We start from the raw sequence: 17,553 nt of genomic DNA on the forward strand, positions 1-17,553 counted from the left end.
TGTTTGGTAAGGAATGAACCATGCGTCATCGTAAAAGTGGTCGTCACCTGAGCCGCACCAGCTCGCACCGCAAGGCCATGTTTCAAAACATGGCGGTGTCGCTGTTCGAGCACGAGCTGATCAAAACTACTCTGCCAAAAGCTAAAGAACTGCGTCGCGTTGCTGAGCCGCTGATCACTTTGGCCAAGGTAGATAGCGTTGCTAACCGCCGTCTGGCTTTCGACCGTACTCGTTCGAAAGCTATCGTTGGTAAGCTCTTCAACGACCTGGGCAAGCGTTACGCTACCCGTGAGGGTGGCTACCTGCGCATCCTCAAGTGCGGTTTCCGCGCTGGCGACAACGCGCCTATGGCGTACGTCGAGTTGGTTGATCGTGCTACTGCCGGCGAAGCTGTATCCGCCGAGTAAGACGTCAGTCTGAAACAAAGGACCGGGCCTAGTGCCCGGTTTTTTGTGTCTGAAACAAATGTGTTGTTTGTTCAGGTCTCTTCTTCCTCCAAGCCGTCATGATGTAGTGGGGAGGATAAGTAGAAATTATCTATCGATGTCTGCAAGTTAATGAATTTGTAGGTGTCACATTGATGATCAATACTCCTCCTCAGCCGATTAGCCGGCAGTTCAAGACCGACAGAGGAAGGAAGATCGCATGAGTCAGAACACAACGCTTACAACCGCCAGCGGCGCTCCCGTTGCCGATAACCAGAATTCCCGTTCCGCCGGCCCCCGTGGCCCGTTGCTGCTCGACGACTTTCACCTGATCGAGAAGCTTGCCCACTTCAACCGTGAAAATATTCCGGAGCGTCGCGTGCACGCGAAAGGCTCGGGTGCATACGGTACGTTCACGGTCACTCGCGATATCAGTCAATACACCAGCGCGAAACTGTTTGAGTCGGTTGGCAAGCAAACCCCAACCTTCCTGCGGTTCTCCACTGTCGGTGGTGAACGCGGTTCGGCGGACACCGAGCGTGACCCCCGTGGTTTCGCGCTGAAGTTTTATACCGAGGAAGGCAACTGGGACATTGTTGGCAACAACACGCCGGTATTTTTCATCCGCGATCCGCTGAAGTTCCCTGACTTTATCCACACCCAAAAACGTCTGCCGCAAAGCAATCTGAAAAGCGCTCAGATGATGTGGGACTTCTGGTCGCATTCGCCTGAGGCGCTGCACCAGGTCACGATCCTGTTTTCAGATCGGGGTATTCCTGACGGCTACCGTCACATGCACGGCTTCGGTAGCCACACCTATAGCCTGATTAGCGCCAGTGGCGAGCGTCATTGGGTGAAATGGCATTACAAAACCCAGCAAGGGATCAAGAACCTGGCTCCAGCGGATGCTGCGCGCCTGGCCGGCACTGACCCGGATTACGCCCAGCGCGATCTGTTCAATGCCATTGAACGCGGTGATTTTCCGAAATGGACTGTGTGCATTCAGATCATGACCGAAGCCCAGGCTGCCGCTCATCACGAGAATCCGTTCGACGTCACCAAGACGTGGTCGCAGAAAGAGTTTCCGCTGATCGAGGTGGGTGTTCTGGAGCTCAATCGCAACCCGCAAAATTACTTCGCTGAAGTTGAGCAGGCCGCATTTGGCCCCAGCAACATGGTGCCAGGCGTTGGTCTTTCACCGGATCGAATGCTGCAAGGTCGGGTCTTTGCCTACGCGGATGCTCATCGCTACCGTGTGGGGACCAATCACCAGCAGTTGCCGGTGAATGCGCCTCGTAGCCCGGTCAATACGTATCAACGTGATGGTTCGATGGCGTTTGGCGGCAATGGCGGCGCAGCGCCGAACTACGAGCCGAACAGCTATGTACAGTCGCCCAAACAGGCTCCTCATTTCGCGGAGCCTGCCTTGACCCTGAGCGGCGCGGCCGATCGTTATGATCATCGCGAAGACACCGACTACTACAGCCATGCCGGCGCGTTGTTCCGCTTGATGACTGAAGTGCAGAAATCACTGCTGGTCAGCAACATCGCCGGTGCGATGGCCGGTGTCTCCAGTGATGTGGTGGATCGTCAACTTCAGCATTTCTACAAGGCTGATCCGGCGTATGGAGAAGCAATCGCAAAGCTGCTCAACGTACAGCTTAACGAAGTCTAAATGAGAAGCAGAACCGCCCTTATTTGGGCGGTTTTTGCGTTATTTAGGCTGGTTTTCTCTGAATATCTTCGCTTTTATTGCGTATTGCGAGTGACGTTATGGGCAGGGTGGTTCAAACTACAACTTTCAAGCAGGGAGATGTAGGGCGATGCAAGGCCACCCAGACGTAATCGATTACCTCAACACGTTGCTGACCGGCGAGCTGGCCGCGCGTGATCAATATTTCGTCCACTCGCGGATGTATGAGGACTGGGGTTTCACCAAGCTCTACGAACGAATCAACCACGAGATGGAAGAAGAAGCAGGGCACGCCGATGCGCTGATGCGCCGGATCCTGATGCTCGAAGGCACGCCGCGCATGCGTCCGGACGACCTCGATGTCGGCACCACGGTGACAGAGATGCTCGAAGCGGATTTGCGCCTTGAATATAAAGTGAGAGCTGCGCTGTGCAAGGGCATCAAGCTCTGTGAGCAGCACAATGACTATGTCAGCCGTGAAATGTTGCGAGTTCAATTACACGACACCGAAGAAGATCACACCTACTGGCTCGAGAAGCAGTTGGGTCTGATCAAGTTGATCGGTCTCGAGAACTACCTGCAATCTCACACCTGATTTGCGAATACAAAAAAGCCCCTGTCACTGATGAAGTGACAGGGGCTTTTTCATGGGGGCCAGGTTAAGCCCGATCACGCTCCAGCAGCGGCTTGAGGTAGAAACCGGTATGAGATTGCTTCATCTCGGCCACTTCCTCCGGGGTGCCGACCGCAATGATCTGGCCGCCCTTGGAGCCGCCTTCCGGCCCCAGGTCCACCAGCCAGTCGGCAGTCTTGATCACGTCCAGGTTGTGTTCGATGACCACGACGGTATTGCCGTGATCGCGCAGTCGATGCAGCACGTCGAGCAATTGCTGGATATCCGCGAAGTGCAAGCCGGTCGTCGGCTCGTCGAGGATGTACAGGGTTTTGCCGGTATCGCGTTTGGACAGCTCGCGGGACAGTTTCACCCGTTGGGCTTCACCGCCTGACAGTGTGGTCGCCGATTGGCCCAGCTTGATGTACGACAGACCGACATCCATCAGCGTTTGCAGCTTGCGCGCCAGAGCCGGTACCGCGTCGAAGAATACCCGTGCTTCCTCGATGGTCATTTCGAGGGTTTCGTGAATGCTCTTGCCCTTGTACTTGATCTCCAGCGTCTCGCGGTTGTAGCGCTTGCTCTTGCAGACGTCGCACGGGACATAGATGTCCGGCAGGAAGTGCATTTCAACCTTGATCAGGCCATCGCCCTGGCAGGCCTCGCAACGTCCGCCCTTCACGTTGAAGGAGAAACGCCCCGGCCCGTATCCGCGGGAGCGGGATTCCGGCACGCCGGCGAACAGTTCGCGGATCGGCGTGAACAATCCGGTATAAGTCGCCGGGTTGGAGCGCGGTGTACGGCCGATAGGGCTTTGGTCGATGTCGACGACCTTGTCCAGGTGTTCCAGGCCCTTGATGCTGTCGTGCGCGGCAGCCTCGAGCGTCGTTGCACCATTAAGTGCCGTGGCGCTCAATGGGAACAGCGTGTTGTTGATCAGCGTCGACTTGCCCGAGCCGGACACGCCGGTGACGCAGGTCAGCAGACCAATCGGAATCTCCAGGTCGACATTGCGCAAATTGTTGCCGCGAGCACCGTTGAGGGACAGCGTCAGCTTTTTGTTGCGCGGCGTGCGGTTGGCCGGGACTTTGATCTTCACCCGGCCCGACAGATATTTGCCCGTCAGGGAGTCGGGGTGCGCCATGACTTCGGCCGGCGTACCTTCAGCGACGATATGCCCGCCGTGCACGCCAGCACCCGGCCCGATATCCACTACATAGTCCGCCAGGCGAATCGCGTCTTCGTCGTGCTCGACCACGATCACTGTGTTGCCGATGTCGCGCAGGTGCTTGAGGGTGCCGAGCAATCGGTCGTTATCGCGCTGGTGCAGGCCAATCGAAGGTTCGTCGAGGATGTACAGCACGCCGACCAGACCGGCGCCAATCTGGCTGGCCAGGCGGATTCGCTGTGCCTCGCCGCCCGACAAAGTGTCGGCACTGCGATCCAGCGACAGGTAATCCAGACCGACGTTGACCAGAAACTGCAGACGCTCGCGGATTTCCTTGAGGATCTTGTCGGCGATTTCGCCACGGCGGCCGGTCAATTTCAGCCCGCCGAAGTATTCGCAGGCATCGCCGATGGGCAGGTTGGTCACCGCCGGCAGGGTTTTCTCGCCAACCCACACATGCCGTGCTTCACGGCGCAGACGGGTGCCTCGGCAATCCGGGCAGGATTGGGTGCTAAGGAATTTGGCCAGCTCTTCGCGCACCGAAGCCGACTCGGTTTCGCGGTAGCGTCGCTCCAGGTTCGGCACGATGCCTTCGAACGGGTGCGACCGTTTGACGATGTCGCCACGGTCGTTCAGGTATTTGAAGTCGACGTTCTGTGAGCCGCTGCCGTGCAGGATGAATTTCTGCTGATCGGCTGGCAGTTCGTTGAACGGAACCTCCAGGCTGAACTTGTAGTGAGCAGCGAGCGACCCGAGCATCTGGAAGTAATAGACGTTGCGCCGATCCCAGCCGCGTATCGCACCTTCGGCCAGGGTCAATTCACCGTTGACCAGACGCTTGATGTCGAAGAACTGCTTCACCCCCAAACCATCGCAGGTCGGGCAGGCGCCGGCCGGGTTGTTGAAGGAGAACAGCTTGGGTTCCAGTTCGCTGATCGCGTGGCCGCAGATCGGGCAGGCGAAACGTGCGGAGAAGATCATCTCTTCGCCCGGCTCGTCGTCCATCGGCGCCACGAGGGCAATGCCGTCCGCGAGTTTCAGCGCGGTTTCGAAGGATTCGGCCAGGCGTTGTTGCAAGTCGGCGCGAACCTTGAAGCGGTCAACCACGACATCAATGGTGTGTTTTTTCTGTTTGTCGAGCTTGGGTGCTTCGTCCAGCTCATAGAGCTTGCCGTTGATTCGGGCGCGGACGAAGCCTTGTGCGCGCAGCTCTTCGAAGACCGACAGGTGCTCGCCTTTGCGCTCGCGGATGACCGGGGCCAGCAGCATCAGCCTGCGGCCCTCCGGTTCGGCGAGGACCAAATCAACCATCTGGCTGACGGTCTGCGCTTCCAGAGGGATGTCGTGATCCGGGCAGCGCGGAATACCCACGCGTGCATACAGCAGGCGCAGGTAGTCGTAGATTTCGGTGATGGTGCCGACGGTTGAGCGCGGGTTGTGCGAGGTCGACTTCTGTTCGATGGAGATCGCCGGCGACAGGCCTTCGATGGTGTCGACGTCGGGCTTTTCCATCATCGACAGGAACTGCCGGGCATACGCCGACAGCGATTCGACGTAGCGGCGCTGGCCTTCGGCGTACAGGGTGTCGAAGGCCAATGACGACTTGCCGGAGCCGGACAAGCCGGTGATGACGATCAGCTTGTCCCGTGGCAGGGTCAGGTCGATGTTCTTCAGGTTGTGGGTTCGAGCCCCACGAATCAGGATCTTGTCCAAAGTGGCCTCGCTCGGCGGGCGTCGAAAACGTAGGAGTATACGGCCAAATACTGGATGGATGCACACTATCAAACGAGTGGGTGACTGTCTTACATGAAGAGTGTGTCAGCAATGCGCGGCAAAGCGTCGCGATATATCCCGTCAATCGATGGGACTGGTAGAATCGCCGCCGGTTCACATGAGGTTTTTCCATGCACGATCCCCACAGCGAGCGTATGAGTGGCAGCGAGACCCGCGCAGCAAGCGGTCTGGCGCTGGTGTTCGCCTTCCGTATGCTTGGCATGTTCATGGTGTTGCCGGTGCTGGCGACCTATGGGATGGATCTGGCGGGTGCGACCCCGGCCCTGATTGGGCTGGCGATTGGCGCATACGGCCTGACCCAGGCTGTTTTCCAGATCCCGTTCGGTATCATTTCTGACCGTATCGGTCGCCGTCCGGTGATTTACCTGGGGCTGATTGTCTTCGCCCTCGGCAGCGTGCTGGCGGCCAATGCCGATTCGATCTGGGGTGTGATCGCCGGACGGATCCTGCAAGGCGCCGGGGCGATTTCTGCGGCGGTCATGGCGTTGCTGTCCGACCTGACCCGCGAGCAGCACCGGACCAAGGCCATGGCCATGATCGGGATGACGATTGGTCTGTCGTTCGCTGTCGCGATGGTTGTAGGGCCATTGTTGACCCGTGCTTTCGGCCTGTCCGGGTTGTTTTTCGCCACGGGCGGCATGGCGTTGTTCGGCATCTTGATCGTGATGTTCATGGTGCCGCGGTCCACCGGGCCGTTGCAGCATCGTGAATCCGGTGTGGCGCGCCAGGCGCTGATGCCGACGCTCAAGCATCCGGACCTGCTGCGCCTGGACCTGGGCATTTTTGTGTTGCACGCCATGTTGATGTCGAGCTTCGTTGCCTTGCCGCTGGTCCTGGTGGAAAAAGCCGGCCTGCCCAAGGAGCAGCACTGGTGGGTGTACCTGACTGCGCTGCTGATTTCTTTCTTCGCCATGATCCCGTTCATTATCTACGGCGAGAAGAAACGCAAAATGAAACGAGTTTTACTCGGCGCCGTCGTGACGCTGTTGCTCACTGAGCTATTCTTCTGGCAGTTCGGCGACAGCTTGCGAGCTCTGGTGATCGGTACGGTGGTGTTTTTCACCGCTTTCAATCTGCTGGAAGCTTCGTTGCCGTCGCTGATCAGCAAGGTTTCACCGGCAGGCGGCAAGGGCACTGCGATGGGGGTTTACTCCACCAGCCAGTTCCTCGGGTCAGCACTGGGCGGCATTCTCGGCGGCTGGATGTACCAGCATGGCGGTCTGTCGGTTGTGTTCCTCGGATGCGCCGGTCTGGCTGCCCTCTGGCTGGTCTTTGCTGTTACCATGCGTGAACCTCCCTACGTCACGAGCCTGCGCTTGCCGTTGTCGCCTGAGGCGATCCGCGAAGCGGGTCTGGTCGAGCGCCTGAAGGCGGTCGTAGGGGTAACAGATGCAGTGATCGTCGCGGAAGAAGCGGCTATTTACATCAAATTGGACACCGAACTATTGGATCGCACCACCCTTGAGCGCCTGGTGAACAACCCGGCCGGGGCAGCGTGCGTAGCCTAGGAGAACGTTATGGCCCGTGGGGTTAACAAAGTCATATTGGTCGGCACTTGCGGCCAGGATCCCGAAGTTCGCTACTTGCCTAACGGTAACGCCGTGACCAACCTGAGTCTGGCGACCAGCGAACAGTGGACCGACAAGCAAACCGGTCAGAAAGTCGAAAAGACCGAATGGCACCGTGTTTCGATGTTCGGCAAGGTTGCGGAAATCGCCGGCGAATACCTGCGTAAAGGTTCGCAGGTCTACATCGAAGGCAAGCTGCAGACCCGCGAGTGGGAAAAAGACGGTATCAAGCGTTACACCACTGAAATCGTGGTCGACATGCAAGGCACCATGCAACTGCTGGGCGGCCGTCCACAGGGTGACCAGCAGCCTCAGGGCGGCGGTAACAACTACCAGCAATCCGCTCCGCGCCAGCAGGCTCCACGTCCGCAGCAGTCGGCACCGCAACAGCGTTCGGCTCCGGCCTCACAACAGGCTGCGCCGCAACCGGCTCCGGATTTCGACAGCTTTGATGACGATATCCCGTTCTAGCAGCTGCAAGCCTCAAGCGACCAGCTGACAAAACAAAACCCGCGCTTCGGTCTGAAGTGCGGGTTTTTTATGGCTGGTGAAACTTGGTTACAAACTCAGGCGGCGATGAATTCGTTGGTTGACACAACGCTGGCATAGGCAAACGCAAGGGCTGCCATGAACGCCGCATGAACCTGCGCAGCCGGAACCGCTACGCCATTGAACTCCAGGTCGCGGGTCGCGCAGGCATCGTGGATGACTGTGACCGTATAGCCAAAATCCGCGGCAGCGCGGGTGATGCCGTCGACACACATGTGGCTCATGCTGCCCACGACCACCAGTTCCTTGATGCCTTGTTCGTCGAGAATTGACTGTAGTTCGGTTTCGCGGAACGAGTTGACGAAGTGCTTGAGCACCACCGGCTCGTCGGCGCGGTTCAGGACTTTGGGGTGCAATTTGGCGCCTTCAGAGTTGGGGGTGAAGAACGGAGCGTCCTCGGAGGTGAACTCGTGGCGGATGTGCACCACCGAATCACCAGCGTCGCGGAAGGCCTTGATCAGGCGCACGGCGTTGTCTGCGGCGGCGTCGGCACCGACCAGCGGCCACTTGCCTTGGGGGAAGTAGTCGTTCTGGATATCGACTACGATGAGCGCTTGCTTGGCCATGACTGTTACCTCGAAGTGTGTGTTGGGTGTGGAATGAAGTATCCGGTGTGGCTGGCATTCCGAGGATTGGCCGCACCGACAATAAGAGGGGGAAAACTGACAATGGACGCACAAAGGGCAATCGCCGAACTGGGGGTGTTGATTTACCCCGGCGCGCAGATGGCGGCGGTGCATGGGTTGACGGACTTGTTCGGCGTGGCCAACCGGATCGCCGCCGAGCACCAGGCTGCGCAGCTGCCGTTATTGCGCGTCAGCCATTGGCAAGTTGTGGGCGACCAAGCACCGGAGCGCAGCTATGACAGCCATCCCGGCCCGGATTGCACCAGGGTGGCCGTGCTGATTCCGCCGTCGATTACCGGTTTCTCCGAAGGCCAGGCGCCGCAGGGTTTGATCCGCTGGTTGCGCGAGCAACATGCCAACGGCGCGACGCTGGGCGGGGTGTGCGTAGGGTCGATTCTGCTCGCTGAAAGCGGTTTGCTCGACGGCCGCAGCGCCACCACTCACTGGACCTCCGCGAAAGCCTTCGCCGAACGTTACCCGGCCATCAAGCTCAAGGCCGATACGCCCATTGTCGATGACGGTGACTTGATTACCACCGCCGGGTTGATGGCCTGGTCCGAGTTGGGTTTGCGCCTGGTCGACCGCTTGCTCGGGCCGAGTATCGCTACCAGCACGGCGCGGTTTCTGGTGGTGGAGCACAGCGACAGCGCCAGCGAATGCGGCAGCAATTTTGCGCCGATCCTCAGCCATGGCGATGCGTCGATTCTGAAAGTGCAGCACTGGTTGCAAAGCACCGGCGCGACTGATGTTTCGTTGTCGGCGATGGCAGAGCGGGCAGGGCTGGAAGAACGCACTTTCCTGCGGCGTTTCCGCTCAGCCACCGGGCTAAAACCCACCGAATACTGCCAGCATTTGCGGGTCGGCAAAGCCCGGGAAATGCTTGAGTTCACCAACGGCACCATCGATCACATCGCCTGGACCGTGGGCTATCAAGACCCAGGGGCGTTTCGCTCGACCTTCAAGAAAATCACCGGGCTGGCGCCGAGTGATTACCGGACGCGATTTGGGGTCACGCCGAGTGTTGCTGCACGCTAGGTGTTTCACCACAACCATCTGTAGGAGCGAGCCTGCTCGCGATGACGTCGGAACCGTCAACATTGATGTCGCCTGACCCACCGCTATCGCGAGCAAGCTCGCTCCTACAGGGCCGCGACTCGTGCAAAATACCTGAGCCTCAACAGGCGTCGTGCAGAATAAAACAGGCCTCATGCCATCACGTTTTGCGCAAGTCATTGATTTGAAACCCATCGCGCCAACCCCTGCCTTGGCGTGATCTCTGCACCCCCTTCACTACATTCATCACACGCTGATTGAAGGGGGATGCATGACCCCGGTCAACCGCAATAAATTAGTGGTCGCTCACTCAGTTCACGCCGACGCGCCGCTGCATGAAGTCGAAACCAACCGGGTCCTGGCCCGATGGCTGGCGCAGATTCTCGGGCTCACGTACGCGGGCAGTTATGACGCCGATTTGCACGGTGGACAGGATTTGTATCTGTTGCCAACCCAAACCCTGGTGGGCGCTGCGGCGGCACGGGCGTTAGGGGTCAAGGGGCCGGAAGACTTGTGGGGCGGTTATGTCGACCATGATTTTATTTGCACCAAGGCCATCAGCCACGGTTTGCTGAACCACAACGCTCATGCGCCGCAAGGTTGGGCACCGTTGTTTTCCGAGCGGGTGCGCGGCGTGGTGCTCGACGGCCTCAGCGTGTTTTCCTTCGAAGATGCTCGGCCGGCGGCGGAGCATCTGCTGTACACCGGGCCGATTCGCCTCAAACCGATTTATGCCTGCGCCGGGCGCGGTCAGGAAGTGATCCAAAGCCTCGACCAATTCGATGACGTCCTTGCCAGGCCGGATGCCAAAAGCCTGTTCAAGAAAGGTGTCGTGCTGGAGCAAGACCTGGAGCAGGTCATCACCCACAGCGTCGGCCAGAGTGTTGTCGGCGGCAAGGTGCTGAGTTACTGCGGTGAGCAATACTTGACCGAAGACGCGCATGGCGAGTCGGTGTATGGCGGCTCCGATTTGTTGGTGGTGCAGGGCAATTATGACGATTTGCTGAAACTCGACCTGGCGCAAGACGTGCGTTTGGCCATTCAGCAGGCCCAAGTGTTCGACCGCGCTGCGGACGAAGCCTATCCCGGGTTTTATGCGTCGCGGCGCAACTACGACATCGCTCAAGGGCTGGGCAGCGATGGCCGGCAACGCAGTGGCGTGCTCGAACAGTCCTGGCGCCTGGGCGGGGCCAGCAGCGCCGAACTTGCAGCGTTGCAGAGCTTTGTGAACGATCCGCAGATTCGTGCGATTTGCGTGTCCGCCGTCGAGACTTATATCGATCAACCGCTGCCGGCAAGCGCGATTGAGGTGTACCGCGGACCGGCGCAGGACAGTGATTTTCTACTCAAGTACGTAACGGTCAAATCCTATGACGGCTAGAAGCGAAAGCATTCAAATCGACATCGACGACGAACAGATGAGCGGGACGTTTCTGAGCCCCAAATCGAAAGTCCCCGGCGTGCTCTTCGTGCACGGCTGGGGCGGCAGTCAGGAGCGGGATCTGGAACGGGCCAAAGGCATCGCCGGACTGGGTTGCGTGTGCCTGACTTTTGATTTGCGCGGTCATACCAGCGGCACGGGCATTCCCCTGTCCCGGGTAACCCGCGAGGACAACTTGCGGGACTTGCTGGCGGCTTACGATCGGCTGCTCGCGCACCCGGCGCTGGATACCTCGGCGATTGCCGTGGTGGGCACCAGCTATGGCGGTTACCTGGCTTCGATCCTCACGTCGCTCAGACCGGTGCGCTGGCTGGCGCTGCGGGTGCCGGCGCTGTATCGCGACGATAAATGGCACACGCCCAAACGCGATCTGGACAAGCTCGATTTGCGCGATTACCGCAGCACCCTGGTGCGCGCCGAGGGCAATCGCGCCTTGCATGCCTGTTCGGCATTTACCGGGGATGTGTTGTTGGTGGAGTCCGAGACCGATGAATACGTGCCGCACTCAACGATCATGAGTTATCGCGCCGCGTGCCAGCAGACCCACTCGCTCACGCACCGCATCATTGATGGCGCCGATCATGCCTTGAGCGATCCGGTTTCACAGCAGGCCTACACGTCGATCCTGGTGGACTGGATCACGGAGATGGTGGTGGGTGAGCGGTTAAGCATTATTCAATCGCAGTGATTTTGGGTGCTGGACAGGGCGCTATCGCGAGCAAGCTTGCTCCTACAGGGTTCGTCATTGAACACAAATGTTGTGATCACTGGAGATCCTTGTGGGAGCGGGCTTGCCCGCGATGGCGTCAGATCAAACACCACCACTCACTTGGGTTTCTTGCTGATCCGCAACGACTTCGCCTTGGCCTCGACGATCAGATACATCACCAAAGTGATCAACAGCGGCAGCAGAAAATAGATTGCCCGGTACGCCAGCAATCCCGCCACCAGACTGCCCCGTGACGCCTCGTGTTGCAGCAGTGCCACGAACACCGCTTCCAGCACGCCGAGCCCGGCGGGGATGTGCGTGATGACCCCGGCAATGGCGCTGATCAACAACACCCCAAGCACCAGCGGATAATCCAGTTTGCTCGGCAACAAGGTGAAAATGACCGCTGCCATCAGCGACCAGTTCAGCGCGCCGAGGCCCAGTTGCAGGATCGCCATGCGCAGTGACGGCAAGTTGATTTCCACCCCGCGTATCGACCACTCCCGACGGCTGGAAAAGCGACACGCCGCCAGATAGCCCGCACTCACCAGCAACAGCAAAACGCCCACCGCTTGCAGAGCGCCGCTGCTCAATTTCCAGCCCGGCGGCATGCTCACCCATCCACTGCTGAACACCACACCGGCAATCAGCATGTAGCCGATCCAGTTGGTCGCCAGGCTCAGGCCGAGGATTTTCGCGATGTTGCTTTTGCTCACCCCGAGTCGCGAATACAGCCGATAACGCATGGCGATACCACCGACCCAGGCACTCAAGTTGAGGTTGAAGGCATAGCTGATGATTCCTACGGGGAGGATCTGTTTCCACGTCAGGTCCTGACGGATGTAGGTGCGTCCGATCAGATCGAAACAGGCATACACCAGGAAGCTCACCGCAGTCAGCGAGGACGCGATGATCAGCGTGCGTACCTTGAAATCGGCCAGGGTTTCGAGCACTTCGGCCCATTCGATGCGCTGGGCAAACATCGTCAATAACACGATCAGCGCCAGAAAAAACAGCAGGGTCAGCGGTTTTTTCCAACGGCTCCAGCGCGACTTGGCCGGGTGATCGGTATGGGACGTCGACCCGGTCTCAGCGTGGCTCATGGAGATCGCTCCCGGTCGTCGGCGTGATGCGTTTCAGGCGCGGTTTATGGGCCGGCAACCAGCCCGCCCACGCCGGAAAATGCCGCAAAAAGTGAAACACCAGAAAACCGACGGTCATGTGCCAGACCCGCCCACTCGGGATTTTCTCGGATGACATCATCTTGCAGTGGTGGTCGCTGAGGTCTTCAAGTCGGTCGTACAGGTCGCGGTTGAACTGACGGTCACGGATCAGCACATTGGCTTCGAGATTCATCGACAGGCTCAACGGGTCGAGGTTACTGGAACCGACGGTGCTCCAGTCTTCGTCCACCAACGCCACTTTGCCGTGCAACGGACGGTCGCAGTATTCGTAGATCTTCACCCCGGACTTGAGCAAGTAGTCGTAGGTCATGCGTGCCGCGAGCCTGGCCACCATCATGTCCGGCTGGCCTTGCAGGATCAGCCGCACATCGACGCCACGGCGCGCCGCGTTGCGGATCTCGCGCAGTAACCGGTAACCCGGAAAGAAGTAGGCATTGGCGATGACCACCCGGCGTTGTGCGGTGCGCAACACCTGTCGGTACACCTCTTCAATGTCAGTCGGGTGTTCGCCATTGTCGCGGTACACCAACCGCACTTGACCATCGTGATCGCTGAAGGCCAGTTCCGAGCGCCGTTGCCGCCGCCGTTGCCACCAGTATTTGGCCCGCACCGGGCGACCGCATTGCAGCAAGGCAAAGTGATGAATGTCGGCCACCACCGGGCCCTGGACTTCAACGGAGTAATCCTGCTTGGCTTCAGGGCCGAAGTCGGCGAGATGGTCGGCGGAAAAATTGATCCCGCCGATGAAGGCGACAGTGCCGTCCACCACCACGATTTTGCGGTGCAGACGGCGGAACCAGTTGGTGCGGATGCCAAGGCGTTTCGGCGCCGGATCGAACATCTGCAAATGCACGCCCGCGCCGCTCAGGGCGCTGAGAAATCCGCTGCTCAATTCGCCACAGCCAAAGCCGTCGAGGCTGACGGTGATGCGCACGCCCCGTTGCGCCGCTTCGATGAGAATCTGCTGCAGTTCATTGCCGACCTTGTCCTCGAACAGAATGAAGGTCTCCAGCAGGATCTCACTTTGTGCCTGGCGCAGGGCTTCGAACACCCGGGGAAAATACGCCTCACCGTTTTCCAGCAGTTCGACCCGATTGCTGCCTTGCCAGCTGTACTCGACATCGACCGCTGTCGGCTCGCGAATCGGCGGGGCGGGGATGTGTTCCACCGTGGATTTTTCCATCGACTGGCTGCTCATAGCTCGATCTCTACCGATAGCGGGACGTGGTCGGAAAGGTGGGACCAGGGGCGGTTCGACAGCACTTGCGGATGGCTGGCCTTGAGGTGACGCACGTAGATGCGGTCCAGGCGCAGGGCCGGTAAACGTGCCGGGAAGCTGCGCGCCGATTGGCCGTGGTGTTCGGCGAAGACCTCGCGCAAACCGCTGGGCTTGAGCAGTGCATCGGCGCGCAGGCGCCAATCGTTGAAGTCACCGGCGATGATGACCGGCGCGTCGTCGGGCAGCGCTTCCAGGCGTTGGACGAGCAATTTGAGTTGCGCGTTGCGGTGGGTTTCGCGCAACCCCAGATGCACACAAATGGCGTGCACCTCGCGACCGTCGCCGGGCAGGCGCAACACGCAATGCAGAAGCCCGCGGTTTTCGTGGCCGCTGATGGACACGTCGAGATTATCGTGGCGAATGATCTGGAATTTCGACAGCAGCGCATTGCCGTGATCGCCCGCCGGATAGACCGCGTTGCGACCATAGGCGAACTGCGGCCAGAGGGTGTCGGCGAGGAATTCGTACTGCGGCATCGTCGGCCAATTGGAGTAGCGTTTTGGATGCTGCTCATGGGTGCCATGGACTTCCTGCAAAAACACCACATCGGCAGACACGCTGCGCACCGCTTCGCGCAGTTCCGGCAGGATGAAGCGCCGGTTGAGCGCGGTGAAGCCTTTGTGGGTGTTCACCGTCAGCACCGTGAAGCGATGCACGTGGGTGTCGAAGGGGGTCTGTTCGTCTGTCACGCCGACTGGCTCCGGAGTCGTCATGACAACACACCCTGCGCAGCAGGCTCACCGGGCGTGGTGGCGAGGTTTTTGTCGAGGTGGAACCGCTCCAGCAAGCGGCGGGCATCGAAGGGCGCGCGGACTTTGATGACATTGTCGAAATAGCAGAACACTTTCCGGGGCTGGCGTGGCTTTGGCTGCTGGCGGGGGGCGATCAGTTGCGGATCACTTGGTTGCCGGCCGTGGCCCAGGCCGTTCGGGTAGAAATCCCCGCGCCAGGGCGTGTACCGCCAACCTGAAATACCGATATGAATCGCCGACATGTCGCCTCCGGTCCGATGAGCCCTGTCTTTGGAGGACTGCGCGGTGGCGACGAAAGTTTCGGTGGGGCTACGGACGGTTAACCGCCGCCGTGTGCAGCGTAGGAGCTGGCGCAGCATGCGTGCTAATGTCACCCCGAATATTTTCGACGATACATTTGTGGGCCAAGTGCGAACTTGCCCGGCAATTCTCGATCAGTTCCTTACAGTCACAGCCAACGGAGGGGGTGCTTTTGATCGGGCTCAAGACCGCGATATTAATGGGGTCATTGCTGTTTCTGGGCAGCGAGACGCTGGAAGCGGCAGCGATACCGGGGCTGCCGGCCGCCGCCACTACGCCATCGGCACACCCGGAGCCACTGGTGCAGGGCGGGTTGCTGGGCGCCATCAGCTCAAGCATTGACGAAGTCCAGAGCAAACTCGATCTCAACGAGCACCTGGTCGACACCTGGCGCCTGCGCGCCGATCGTGCGGTGGATGAAGTCGATGAGCTGGTCAATCGTCCATCGTCCCGTTCGACCTGGGGCGTTGCCGGGGATTTCCTCCTGCTGACCTGCGTCTGGACGGGTGTGTTTGCGCTGCTTTGGCTGTTTGGGCGACTGTTGGCCCGACGCCTGGGCGGGCACCGCTGGATGCTCAGTCGCGAGCGTGGCCAGGCGTTGCTTGGCTACATGCTGCCTTACACGATTCCGGCGGTGGTCAGTCTGACGCTGACGATTTATGCCAGCCAGTTTCTACAGGTGTCGGCCGGTCGGGCGCTGGCGCTGTGTTTTGCCTACGCGGCCAGCGCCGGTATTTTTGCTGCGTCGCTGGTGCTGTCTCTGATGGTGATGTTCAACATCGGCCACAAGCGCTCGGCGGTGCGGATCATCCGTCAGCACAGTCCCCGGCCGCTGTTTTCAATCGGTTTTCTGGTGGCCTTGAGCGATGCCCTGACGAGCCCGCAGATCGCCCATCAACTGGGCAACAACCTCACCAGCAGCATTGCCGTATTCACGGGGCTCGCGGCTTCGATTTCGTTCGGTTTGCTGGTGATCCGCATGCGTCGGCCGGTGGCCCATGTGATCCGGATTCTGCCGCTGGCCCAGCGCGTCAATCAGCCGGCGTTGCGCGAAACCCTGCGGATATTTTCCGGGCTCTGGTACTGGCCGATTCTGTTGATGGTGCTGGTCTCGATCATCAACCTGATCGGCATTGGCGACGACAATCAGACGGTACTGCGCAGTGCGTTGTTCACCACCGTGTTGCTGATTGCCACGGTGTTTCTCAGCACCACGCTGCATCACCTGTTCAAGTCGCGCAGCGAATCGGATGCGCGGCGCGGCAGTGCCTACAAAGAACGATTCCTGAACCTGTCCCACGCGTTGTTGCGCATTGCCATGGCCGTCGTGTTCATCGATGTCCTGGGGCGTATCTGGGGCGTGTCGTTGTTCGAGTTCGCGGTGAGCAACGCAGTCGGGCGTGCGATCAGTGATTCACTGAGCCACATCGGCCTGATCTTCCTGGTGACCTGGATGGTCTGGGTGGTGCTCGACACGGCCATTCAGGAGGCCCTGAAACCACCGGCCAATAAACGCTCGGCGCGCCAACCGAGTACACGGGTGAAAACCATCCTGCCGTTGCTGCGCAATGCGGTCAAAATCATCCTGGTGGTGATCTGCGCGATCACCACCATGGCGAACCTGGGGATCAACGTTGCGCCGTTCCTGGCCGGTGCCGGGGTGGTGGGGCTGGCGATTGGTTTCGGTTCCCAGCAACTGGTGCAGGACGTGATCACCGGGCTGTTCATCATCATCGAAGACACCCTGTCCATTGGTGATTGGGTGGTGCTCGATTCCGGTCATGCCGGGACAGTCGAGGGCCTGACCATCCGCACCTTGCGCCTGCGTGACGGCAAGGGTTTTGTGCACTCGGTGCCGTTCGGCCAGATCAAGGCCGTGACCAACCAATCGAGGCAATTCGCCTACGCGTTTTTCTCGGTGCAATTCACCTATGACACGGATGTCGACAAGGCCATCGAGTTGATCCGCGAGGCCGGGCATTCGATCAGCAACGACCCGTTCCTGCGCTACAACCTGCAAGGGCCGCTGGATGTGTTCGGTGTCGACAAGATGGACCTCAACGGCGTGGTGCTGACCTCGCAATTCCGCACGGTGTCGGGCGGGCAGTATGCGGTGAGCCGGGCGTTCAACCAGCGTTTGAAAAAGCTTGTGGATAACAGCCCGTGGGTGCACTTCGCGCAGACTTATCCACAGCAGGCGCTGGTGCCGAGGCATCCGGTCGAACCACCGCCTGAAGGCGAGCCTGAACCGGAGCACTCGACGTTGTTGATGCCGGATGGGGCGCGGTCACAGTAAGTCGCCCGGGAGGTTTTTGTTGGTTTTTAGGGGCCCATCGCCAGCAAGCCGGCTCCTACAGGGATTTGCGCAGGTACATCAAACTGTAGGAGCTGGCTTGCCA

14 protein-coding genes and 1 pseudogene are annotated in these 17,553 nt (G+C 59.5%); 9 read left to right on the plus strand and 6 right to left on the minus strand.

Going from position 1 to position 17,553, the window contains the following annotated elements:
• Positions 1–20 precede the first annotated feature (20 nt).
• The 3 genes from rplQ (at position 21) to bfr (ending at position 2,713) form a co-directional block, all read left to right on the plus strand.
• Complete coding sequence (gene rplQ, locus CKW15_RS21455; protein WP_040071272.1) at positions 21–407, plus strand: 50S ribosomal protein L17; 387 nt, start codon at positions 21–23, stop codon at positions 405–407.
• 238 nt (positions 408–645) lie between these two features.
• Positions 646–2,100 carry a catalase gene (locus CKW15_RS21460; protein WP_095059508.1) on the plus strand — a complete coding sequence of 485 codons (1,455 nt, stop codon included), beginning with the start codon at positions 646–648 and terminating at the stop codon, positions 2,098–2,100.
• Between the two features lie 148 nt (positions 2,101–2,248).
• Positions 2,249–2,713: a bacterioferritin gene (bfr, locus tag CKW15_RS21465; protein WP_095059507.1), complete on the plus strand. Its 465-nt coding sequence runs from the start codon at positions 2,249–2,251 to the stop codon at positions 2,711–2,713.
• A gap of 64 nt (positions 2,714–2,777) precedes the next feature.
• On the opposite strand, the gene uvrA is transcribed toward bfr, so the two are convergent.
• Positions 2,778–5,612 carry an excinuclease ABC subunit UvrA gene (gene uvrA, locus CKW15_RS21470; RefSeq protein WP_095059506.1) on the minus strand — a complete coding sequence of 945 codons (2,835 nt, stop codon included), beginning with the start codon at positions 5,610–5,612 and terminating at the stop codon, positions 2,778–2,780.
• A gap of 191 nt (positions 5,613–5,803) precedes the next feature.
• On the opposite strand from uvrA, the gene CKW15_RS21475 reads away from it, so the two are divergent.
• Both CKW15_RS21475 and CKW15_RS21480 read left to right on the plus strand, forming a co-directional pair.
• Positions 5,804–7,201 carry an MFS transporter gene (locus CKW15_RS21475; RefSeq protein WP_095152662.1) on the plus strand — a complete coding sequence of 466 codons (1,398 nt, stop codon included), beginning with the start codon at positions 5,804–5,806 and terminating at the stop codon, positions 7,199–7,201.
• Between the two features lie 9 nt (positions 7,202–7,210).
• The gene (locus CKW15_RS21480; protein WP_095152663.1) at positions 7,211–7,732 is read left to right on the plus strand and encodes a single-stranded DNA-binding protein; all 522 of its coding nucleotides are present in this window, start codon (positions 7,211–7,213) and stop codon (positions 7,730–7,732) included.
• A 95-nt stretch (positions 7,733–7,827) separates the two neighbouring features.
• Here CKW15_RS21480 and CKW15_RS21485 read toward each other — a convergent pair whose 3' ends face one another.
• Positions 7,828–8,376, minus strand: coding sequence for a cysteine hydrolase family protein (locus tag CKW15_RS21485; RefSeq protein WP_095059458.1), 549 nt, complete (start codon positions 8,374–8,376; stop codon positions 7,828–7,830).
• Positions 8,377–8,478: 102 nt separating this feature from the next.
• On the opposite strand from CKW15_RS21485, the gene CKW15_RS21490 reads away from it, so the two are divergent.
• From CKW15_RS21490 to CKW15_RS21500, 3 genes are all read left to right on the plus strand, one after another.
• Positions 8,479–9,471, plus strand: a complete 993-nt coding sequence (locus CKW15_RS21490) for a GlxA family transcriptional regulator (RefSeq protein ID WP_095152664.1) — start codon at positions 8,479–8,481, stop codon at positions 9,469–9,471.
• A gap of 289 nt (positions 9,472–9,760) precedes the next feature.
• Positions 9,761–10,870, plus strand: a complete 1,110-nt coding sequence (locus CKW15_RS21495; protein WP_095152665.1) for a DUF3182 family protein — start codon at positions 9,761–9,763, stop codon at positions 10,868–10,870.
• Positions 10,860–11,618 (plus strand): S9 family peptidase, encoded by a 759-nt coding sequence (locus CKW15_RS21500; RefSeq protein WP_095152666.1) that lies wholly within the window; start codon positions 10,860–10,862, stop codon positions 11,616–11,618. The genes CKW15_RS21495 and CKW15_RS21500 overlap by 11 nt, the downstream gene beginning before the upstream one ends.
• 137 nt (positions 11,619–11,755) lie before the next feature.
• Here CKW15_RS21500 and CKW15_RS21505 read toward each other — a convergent pair whose 3' ends face one another.
• The 4 genes and pseudogenes from CKW15_RS21505 to CKW15_RS21520 all read right to left on the minus strand — a co-directional run.
• Entirely contained in the window at positions 11,756–12,742 is a 987-nt protein-coding gene (locus tag CKW15_RS21505) for a lysylphosphatidylglycerol synthase domain-containing protein (RefSeq protein ID WP_095059454.1), read from the minus strand.
• Positions 12,729–14,021: a cardiolipin synthase ClsB gene (gene clsB, locus CKW15_RS21510; protein WP_095152667.1), complete on the minus strand. Its 1,293-nt coding sequence runs from the start codon at positions 14,019–14,021 to the stop codon at positions 12,729–12,731. Before clsB ends, CKW15_RS21505 begins: the two co-directional genes overlap by 14 nt.
• Positions 14,018–14,815 carry an endonuclease/exonuclease/phosphatase family protein gene (locus CKW15_RS21515; protein WP_095152668.1) on the minus strand — a complete coding sequence of 266 codons (798 nt, stop codon included), beginning with the start codon at positions 14,813–14,815 and terminating at the stop codon, positions 14,018–14,020. Before CKW15_RS21515 ends, clsB begins: the two co-directional genes overlap by 4 nt.
• Positions 14,812–15,018, minus strand: a pseudogene (locus tag CKW15_RS21520) (DUF72 domain-containing protein); the annotation flags it as partial. The gene CKW15_RS21515 and the pseudogene CKW15_RS21520, both read right to left, overlap by 4 nt.
• Positions 15,019–15,326: 308 nt before the next feature.
• Between CKW15_RS21520 and CKW15_RS21525 the strand changes: the two are divergent.
• On the plus strand, positions 15,327–17,450 hold the full coding sequence (locus CKW15_RS21525; protein ID WP_095152669.1) for a mechanosensitive ion channel domain-containing protein: 2,124 nt from the start codon (positions 15,327–15,329) through the stop codon (positions 17,448–17,450).
• Positions 17,451–17,553 lie beyond the last annotated feature (103 nt).

This window comes from Pseudomonas sp. Irchel s3b5, assembly GCF_900187435.1.
In the GTDB taxonomy this organism is placed as follows: domain Bacteria; phylum Pseudomonadota; class Gammaproteobacteria; order Pseudomonadales; family Pseudomonadaceae; genus Aquipseudomonas.